Origin of the sequence: Holospora curviuscula (assembly GCF_002930195.1) — a bacterium.
Taxonomy (GTDB): domain Bacteria; phylum Pseudomonadota; class Alphaproteobacteria; order Holosporales; family Holosporaceae; genus Holospora; species Holospora curviuscula.
The window spans coordinates 111,956-119,729 of record NZ_PHHC01000078.1; the positions used below are offsets into that span (position 1 = coordinate 111,956).

Below are 7,774 nucleotides of genomic sequence, written 5' to 3' on the forward strand. Positions count from 1 at the left end.
ACAGGCGCTGAAGTAATGGCTACGGATTTACGGGCTTCTGTTTGTTTGGTCTTGGCAGCATTGGCAGCAAAGGGAGAAACTATTGTAAACCGAGTCTATCATTTAGATCGAGGGTATGAAAATCTTCCAGGAAAACTTGCAGCTTGTGGTGCAAAGATTGAGCGCGTTTGCCCCCGAGGCTGGCGATAATTCTCCACTCCCCCCTTCTCTTCCTTTATCCCCTTTCATCATAAGGGGGGGGGGAGTTAAGGCTAAGGATTCGCGCAGAAGGATACTAGGCCAAGATTAACTTTTCAGTCGCGTAGACCTTTATGAGTGACCATGCCTGTTGTAAAGCGCGCGTATCTTTTAATTTAGGACAGGACAGTTTCCCAGAAAAACTTGTAATTCATGGTACAAACATGACGTGTGACGGTCCCCGACGACATAAAAACTGCCTGCGTAGCGTCTTTCTGAACCCTAGAATAAAGTAGCTCTGGTTATTAGAGTAGTGCCCGATTCGGTGGAAAAAAGGGCTGTCTGTACTATAGAATTTTTACTTCTTTTGGAGATTGAAGATTGTATTTGACGTAACCCTTCAAAGTAATTAAAGGAATTGAAAAAAAATCATATAATTATCTGTATATCAAAAAATATTATCAAGCAATAGGCTTAATGATTAGCTAATCTAAGATCACCCAGTACAAAACAGAAAAATATTTCCGTTTTCTAAAGAAATACCATGATGCACAGGCGCTGAACGTAGATTGTTGGTAGGTTTGCGCATTAAGCCTGGAGGCAGCCCCTTAGTGCAAGGTAAGCTTTGAATATGATAGCGCAAGACCACCATAGGTCATAGGGTAAAAATACCTGTTGTGTTCAGAACTCGGCTGAGCGTAAGAGATATCATAAGGTTTCTAAGAATATGAGTGTTAAGTTCATGTCTAGGTATTAGATGTTCTAGGTGAGTCCACTTTTTTTTGCCTCATATTGGCTGGTTGATTAATATCTTTTCTTTAGTATAAGCTTCAACAAAACGAGCGATGCAAAAAATCTTCCTCTTGAACCGTTTCCATAGGACACAAACAAACTTCCTTACACGTTGACAGACAGAGCGAGCGCGCATTCCTAAAACATTCAAGTACTATTGGCTGTGGATACTATTACGCACTATGAAAGTTTTGATACCCTCGCTGCGCGTTGCTTTTATTAGGAGGAAAGCTACTTTTGTTTATTTGAAAAAAATTAAAATATGTGATTGTGCTAGAATATCTTTTTTCTATACGAACAAACTTCCCTTTTATGGATTACTTTTGATCTTATAGCTCATTTCTTTATCTTTTTGCTTTAGAAAATTTCAATGAAAAATTAGAAATTTACTATAAATTTCTATATTTTATAATATAATTTATTTTGAAGGTCATACTACATCATTTAAAAATGAAAAAAATATCAAATTTATGTTTAGTTTTATGTCTGAGCACGTCCTTACAGGCAAATCCTCCACCCTCTGAAGCGCAAGGATGGTGGAAAGATACTAAAAATTTTTTTTCTAAAAACTCAAAAAAACCCTCTACATTTCTTGAACCGCAAAAAAATTCTGAAAATAAATCTTGGACAGAAAGTACAAAAACTGCAGCAAACAATGTCGTGAGCGCTGTAAAGATAGGCGCTCAGGAAGCTTTGACCGCAGCAAACAATGCTACAAAGGTCGTCAAAAGAGGCTACCGTGATGCAGTGCTTAATGCGAAAGATTCTACCCTCTACAAAACAGGAAGTAAGGCCGTAAATTCTCTTAAACAAAGCTATAAGGAAGCAGTCAATTCTGTTAAAAATTCTGAACCCTACAAAACTGCGATTAACGCTTCGAATCCTCTGAAAAAAAGCTATGAAAATGCAGTAACTTCTGTTACGCAGTCTGAACCCTACAAAACTGCCAAAAAAGCTGCTAGTACCTTGGTAGAGAGCGCGCAAAAAATATTTACTTCAGATAAAAAGTAAACCATTACAGCCTAATAATAAAAAAAAGAGTGCTTTGGGATGAGCATATCAAACAAGACTTATTCATCCAACTTAAATCCTGGAAAGGTACTTTGCATTTTTTTCACCAAAGGATGCTTTAGCACCTGTTCAGTTTGTTGAAGCTTATTAAGTGTTTCCTGGCGCTCCCAACTTATTGTAGAAGCCTGAGAAGTGTGAATCTGTACCCCAATCTTGATTCCACACCATTCCGATAACGCTTCCCCAACTCGACTAATCCACTTAGGATCGGGAGGATCTTGTTCTACCCAACATAGGTATACTATGTTATTATCACTTTTAGAAAAATTTGTTTGTTTCATTAGCTGGCTGCGCAATAAATCTTCTTTGTTCTCACTTAAAAAATGAAGAAAATTACGAAAATCTTCAGCGCACTCCATCTTATGCTGAGAGATCCCAGAAGAATCTTGGCTCAGGCGTTCAGGACCTTCAACACTGGATGTATGCCCACTCCAAACGTCTAAAATCTCTTCTAGTTTAGGCAAACTTTTCATATGCGCCATACGAATCAAAATCATTTCTAGAGAAATAAATGGAAATGTACTTTTTTCCAGTTCTTCAAATCCATGAATAATGCATTGCCATAATGCAGTAATATCAGAGGGTCCAAAATCCGGCATCAAGGATGCCCAGTTTTCTTGGGAACGTTTTCCTGAAGCAAAATGTTCTAAAACAATATAGTACAAGCCTTGAGCCAGTTGTTCCAGTAACCGTCTTGGATCCACACCTCCATAATATAGCTGGCGTACATGGGATAACAGTGCAGCAGTATCTTGCTTTCCTAAAAGGCGTAATGTTTCGTAAACTTGAGCGTATTCTGGGAGCCCCAACATCGTACGTACTACCGATTCAGTTAATTCTCGTCCAGATAATAATATTGCTCGCTCCAACAATGAAAATGCATCCCGAACACTGCCCTCTGCATGTTGGACCAAAAGATCATATACCGCTTCTTGAGAAGCAATCTCTTCTTTAACACAAATAGATTTTAAATAAGACTTTAATTCTTGGTCTTCTAAACGCCTTAAGTAAAATTGTTGGCATCGAGATATAATCGTTTTAGGAATTTTATGAATTTCTGTGGTGGCGAAAATAAAGCTCACATGGGAAGGAGGCTCCTCCAACGTCTTAAGCAGAGCATTAAACGCATTTTTAGAAAGCATATGGACTTCATCAATAATATATACCCGATAGGAAGCCCCGCTTAACGAGCGATAGCGACAACTTTCCAACAGACCGCGAATATCTTCTACTCCGGTATGACTAGCGGCATCGATTTCTTGAATATCAAGATGGCTATCCAAAGAACAACTTTTACAGGAAGTACACAAACCACAAGGCTCTAAAGGAGAAATGCTTCGCTGATGTGCCAATTCATGACAGGTCAATGTTTTAGCAATAAGCCTTGCCAATGTAGTTTTTCCAACTCCTCGAGTTCCAGTTAAAAGAATTCCACCAGGAATCTTAGATTGCGTTAAAGCGTTTTGAATCATCTCTACAAAAGGATGCTGCCCCACAACTTCTTTGAAAAAGTTTGGACGATATTTTCGTGCTAAAACACGATAATGAGACAACGGTTCATGGGAAGACAACGATTTGACTCCTCACGATAAGCTACCATAACGTCGATGGCGCTGCTGATAGGTGGACATAGCTTGCACAAACTCTTCTTGACTGAACTCAGGCCAATAGGTATCTAGAAACAGAAGTTCTGTATAGCTAAGCTGCCACAATAAATAGTTGCTGAGCCGAACTTCCCCTCCGGTACGAATTAAAAGATCGGGATCGGGCCAAGGTGCTGTTTCTAAAGCCTTCGAGAACGCTTCGCACGTAATATCATTTAAGTTTATTTCCTGCTTCGTACACCGCTCAGCTAATAATTTCACTGCGTTTACAATCTCCAGGCGTGATCCATAACTCATAGCAATTTGAAGACCAAGACGATTGTTATGTTCTGTTAAGCGCTGAGCCCATTGAATTAAACTTTGTAAAGAATCACTAAAGCAAGATTTATCCCCCAAAATTCGTAAACACACACCCTGTTCGTGAAGTTTAACCGTTTCATTTTTTAGATAATCCTGGAAAATACTTAAAATTGTATCCACTTCTTGGCGAGGACGTCGCCAATTTTCTGTAGAAAATCCGTATACTGTTAAGTATCTTACAGAATTTTCTAGCGCTGTTATAATCACATTTCGTAACGTTTCTGCGCCTTTAACGTGGCCCATAGACCGATCTAGTCCTTGAGCTTCCGCCCAACGACCGTTACCATCCATAATGATAGCAATATGAAACTCTGATTTCAAGGATGCGGCATGTTAATTTTATACTTAAGGATCATTGTAAAGAATTTTTCAGAAGAAATCTACTCTAGTATTTGCTTTATGAAGCGCCACATTCCCATACTTTTTTGCGTAAATATTTTTAGAGCTTTATAAAACGCTCTCGGGATATCCTTATATTTTTTAGGGGGCTTATGGGTCTATTTGAAGAAAAAATTTTTGAGACGCTGCATTTTTCCCTCTTTATTTTTGGTCAGAGACTCTTTTTTTTCCTTAGTAGCTTCTGCTTCCTTAATCTCTTCTGTTTCTTTAATAGGAGTTTTATCTCTTACTTTATCCGACGTTTTCTTTAAATCTTTAGGGTTTAAATCATTTTTCAAGTCACTGATTTTTTCCTCAATTTGTTTTAAGAAATAGTGTATATTATTGTGATGGTCAAAAGTCACTCCTTTTTTCTCTGGAATAAAATTCTTTTTGTAAAATTTTTTCACACGTTTCTCTAGTGTTTTTAGTTTTGGAAGCGTCCACAAAGAGTAGTCTAGTTGCTCTAAAATTTTTGTTAAAGGAGCCTTAAGGAAGATGGTAGGAACCTCTTCAAGTTTTGGCTCCTGATCTTTTTGAACTTTATATTGTTTATAATATATGTCTATTGTATCATCAACATATTTTTCTAGTTTTTCTATATCTCCAGGCTTTTTTGATTTTAAACTATTTTCCAAATCACTAATTTTTTCCTTAATTTGTTTCAAAAAAATTTCTATGCTTTCGTGATGGCCAGAAGTCATTCCTTCTAAATCCAAAGGTAAATTCTTTCTGTTCAATGTTTGAATAATATTTTCTAACTGTTTTAGTTTTGGTAGAGTCCACAAAGGGTTATCTAGTTTTTCTAAAATATCTTTTAAAGGGAGCTCAATCAAGTTTTTGGGCACGGCGCCAAAATCTGGTGCCTCATCTATTTGCCCCTTATATTTTGCATAGTATTGTTTCATTGTTTCCTCAATAGATTTTTCCATTTCTTTTATATCTACAGGCTTTGCATGCACTTGGTGTACTCCGAAAAAGCTTATAGCGATCATCCAATAAAGTGTTGAATTTTTAATCATAATGTTTCAAGTAAGTAAATATTACATTAATATTATAGTATAAAAAGAATAATATTTCCTTAAAATTATCCAATAAAATTGTGAAAAAACTTACATAAAAATGAGATATTATATTTTATAGCGTAATAATCTTGTTGAACGTATAGGGATCAAGAATATTAAAGGAATAATTGAAAAGACTATCTTATACAGTATAGTCATGAGATGACAAGCTAGAAAACTAGGCATCGGATCTGAATAGCAGCTAAGAATGAGGTATACGTTTTTAGCATAATGTGTAATAATTCTGCGCCATTAATTTGAGATAAGAAGAATGCATTTTCAATCAAAGACGTCATTTATAGAGGTCTTTTTCGTAATTTTTCTAAATTCTGGGTTTTTTCGTGCTGAAATCACAAAAATCATACCATTTTTAGCCAATTGACTTACGATATCATCGCTATCATAGGTCTTTTTAGCCAAGAAATGTTCTAAATTTAGACCTTTGATGCGTTTTGGAGCCGATTCAAGTACACTCAGCTGGGCTATCCTCTGTGAGACCCATTCGCACCGGCATACCAAAAACATCCACGACTAGATGTATCTTGGTGTGAAGATTTTTTTTCACGGATCATTTTCTAATTCCCTTCGCATGAGGATGTACTTTGATTTGGGTAGAATCTATCATAAGTCACGCAAAATTGAGATGGACAATTCGTTTTTCAAGCAATTTTCCCTAGATTTTCTTGTCTCTTGAGTGAACAAATCGGCAATAAATATTGCGCCATACGCCGTAATCAGGCAACAAACCCGCCACAGAGCGCCTACTTTCAAACTCAAAAAACGCATTGATAAATTGCTCATTGTCTTTTATAAGAAGATCTTAAATCCCTGCTTGGCCTGAAGAATGGGCTTCCAAAAGGCTCCAAAATTATACTATTTCAGGAGTAAGCAAATCAATGAAAAAAAAGACTCTTATGGCAGGAAAAAATAAAAGCTTTGGGAGAAGACCTGCTCAAGCCTAGTGCCTCTATTATATAGTAGTTTAGCTTGAAAATGGGATTTTAAAAAATTGAAGTAAAGCTTTATATCATTGCGTACAGTGTATAAGGGCAATCCATCGTTTTATAGTAGCCCAGAATCTCTCAATAGGGTTTAGGGCGAGCCAATATAGCGATACGACTCGCCTGAATCATAGCGATTTTATCACTTCTTGTGTGTTACAACGGGTTATTGAATAAGGTATGATTCATAATCAGGCTTGGGGGTTAGCACTTTGAAGTCGTATTGCAAGACCCGGGTGCTACGAATAGCTTATTCCAGCAATATTATACGTTCTTTTGGATTATGTACTACGCTTCTTACCAACCCAGTATGTTACTTCTCCTCCCCTCCCCTTTGTCTTTGCAAAGTATCCTCTCTATACCACGGGCGTAACTCTGTACAAAATTTTTAGGCGCTATATGCGGATTGTTTCTTGAAATGTCTTTCTTTACAAGCCTTCCAAGAAGTAAAAAGATTTTTTATCACTAAAGCCTTACTTTTTAAGTCTTCTATAGACAGAAGCAATGCTTACATTTTTTATGTTCATGGGTTTCTTTATTATGTTCACTATACAGTTTTAGCGGATTTAAATCTATGGTTCCTGTGCTCCTTAAGAGTGCTTAAGGCTTGATTGCCTGGTTCTTTTTTACTACCGTATTCACCCTGTACTTACGCTATTTGTACGCATTATCACGATTACTCTGTGCGTCTTTTAATCATGAGCTATATTAGACCGCCTGCATAACGAGATGTCAGGATAACTCCATGGTGTAAATAGCTGCTATTAGATTGAATCTGAGTCCAAATCGTTTACGTCTATTTCTGTATTGATCAGATATGATTTTGAACCGTTTAATCATACCTATGACCTTTTCATGGGCTATTCTTTCGCGAGCCAGATCTTAATTTTTCTTTTTATCTTCTTTTTTGGCAATTTGAATTTGATATGCAGCTTTTGTATTCCTTGGTATCCAGTGTCAGTAATCCCGTGCACTTCTAGGATGTATTTTGGTTGCGGATTTTTTAAACAGCCTAAAATCATGACGTTTTCCGTTTGTACAAGCTGTATAAATAACTTGTTTCGTCTTCTTATCTACAACGAGTTGACTGTTTAAAGTATGTCTTCTCTTCTTTCCAGAATAAAAGTTTTTCTGCTTATTGTTGCGATTTTTTATACGCTTCTTATGCTTGACCCTTATCAATAAGGACAACTTCATATTCCATATTGCTTTTAAGGAGCGCTTTCCTACCTAGCAAAGCAAAATCAGGATGCTTGATGAACGTATCTTCTATTCATCTGATAGTTTTATAACCACTACTCTCTGATATCCCCTATGAAGATGCACA

Annotated in this window: 4 protein-coding genes and 2 pseudogenes; 2 read left to right on the forward strand and 4 right to left on the reverse strand. The window is 36.8% G+C overall.

Annotated elements, in window-relative coordinates:
* Together HCUR_RS02255 and HCUR_RS02260 are read left to right on the forward strand one after the other, a co-directional pair.
* A pseudogene (locus tag HCUR_RS02255) lies at positions 1 to 189 on the forward strand (UDP-N-acetylglucosamine 1-carboxyvinyltransferase); the annotation flags it as partial.
* 1,230 nt (positions 190 to 1,419) lie between these two features.
* Positions 1,420 to 1,980, forward strand: coding sequence for a hypothetical protein (locus tag HCUR_RS02260; protein ID WP_104206560.1), 561 nt, complete (start codon positions 1,420 to 1,422; stop codon positions 1,978 to 1,980).
* Between the two features lie 59 nt (positions 1,981 to 2,039).
* On the opposite strand, the gene dnaX is transcribed toward HCUR_RS02260, so the two are convergent.
* From dnaX to HCUR_RS02290, 4 genes and pseudogenes are all read right to left on the reverse strand, one after another.
* On the reverse strand, positions 2,040 to 3,611 hold the full coding sequence (dnaX, locus tag HCUR_RS02265; RefSeq protein ID WP_104206561.1) for a DNA polymerase III subunit gamma/tau: 1,572 nt from the start codon (positions 3,609 to 3,611) through the stop codon (positions 2,040 to 2,042).
* 12 nt (positions 3,612 to 3,623) lie between these two features.
* Complete coding sequence (gene uppS / locus HCUR_RS02270; protein WP_104206562.1) at positions 3,624 to 4,325, reverse strand: polyprenyl diphosphate synthase; 702 nt, start codon at positions 4,323 to 4,325, stop codon at positions 3,624 to 3,626.
* A 176-nt stretch (positions 4,326 to 4,501) separates the two neighbouring features.
* Positions 4,502 to 5,314, reverse strand: a complete 813-nt coding sequence (locus HCUR_RS02275; RefSeq protein WP_129591850.1) for a hypothetical protein — start codon at positions 5,312 to 5,314, stop codon at positions 4,502 to 4,504.
* Between the two features lie 1,865 nt (positions 5,315 to 7,179).
* Positions 7,180 to 7,759, reverse strand: a pseudogene (locus HCUR_RS02290) (transposase family protein); the annotation flags it as partial.
* Positions 7,760 to 7,774: the final 15 nt, after the last annotated feature.

Excerpts from the sequence above, each read along its gene's own strand:
- HCUR_RS02260 (WP_104206560.1), top strand. The coding sequence starts at position 1,420 with ATGAAAAAAATATCAAATTTATGTTTAGTTTTATGTCTGAGCACGTCC.
- HCUR_RS02275 (WP_129591850.1), bottom strand. The coding sequence starts at position 5,314 with ATGGAAAAATCTATTGAGGAAACAATGAAACAATACTATGCAAAATAT.